Below are 664 nucleotides of genomic sequence, written 5' to 3'. Positions count from 1 at the left end.
CAGATTTTGGGAGGTTGCGGCCACCGTGTCGTTTGAGGGCGTGTCGAGTTCGGTCGTGCGGGAGTTGTTTCTGCGGCGGTTGAGTGAGGTTGGAAGTGTCACTGTGGTGGCGCGGGAGATGGGCCTGAGTCCCAATACCGGGTCCGTGTGGGCGCGGCGGGCGGGTATTGCTTCGGTCCGTGTTGCGCATCCGGGCCGGGCGGAGTTCGCGCGGTTGCGGGCGGAGGGGAAGAGTCGCCGTGAAGCGGCGGTGGCGGTGGGGATTCATGAGCGCACCGCGAAGGATTGGGATCGCGGGGTGCGTCGGACGATGAACGCGCGGATCTATCCGGATGGGCGTCGAGTGGATTATTCGACGGGGCAGACCACGATGGGGGTTGTGAAGCCTGTCGTCGACGTGGTTCCGGCGGTTGTCGGTGCCCGGTTGCTGTCCCTGTTGGAGCGGGAGAGGATCGCCGATTTGCGGCGGGCGGGTCTGTCGTTGCGGGCGATTGGTCGGGAGCTGGGGAGGCCGGCGTCGACGGTCATGCGGGAGCTTCACGCCCGTACCGACGCGAACGGGCGGTATCTGCCGCATGCCGCTCACCGTGACGCTGCGGCGAAGCGGGTCCGCCCGAAGCCGGCGAAGCTGGCCCAGCCCGGCAGGTTGCGGGAGTACGTTGCG

The 664-nt window shown here is 67.8% G+C and carries 1 protein-coding gene; it reads left to right on the top strand.

Annotation, left to right across the window (positions count from 1 at the left end):
* Positions 1-25: 25 nt before the first annotated feature.
* On the top strand, positions 26-664 hold a 639-nt coding region (locus tag P2P98_RS06550; protein WP_275798315.1), incomplete at its 3' end, for a helix-turn-helix domain-containing protein.

This window comes from Microbacterium sp. Kw_RZR3 (assembly GCF_029222405.1).
Taxonomy (GTDB): Bacteria; Actinomycetota; Actinomycetes; order Actinomycetales; family Microbacteriaceae; genus Microbacterium.
This window is presented reverse-complemented; position numbering and strand designations above follow the sequence as displayed.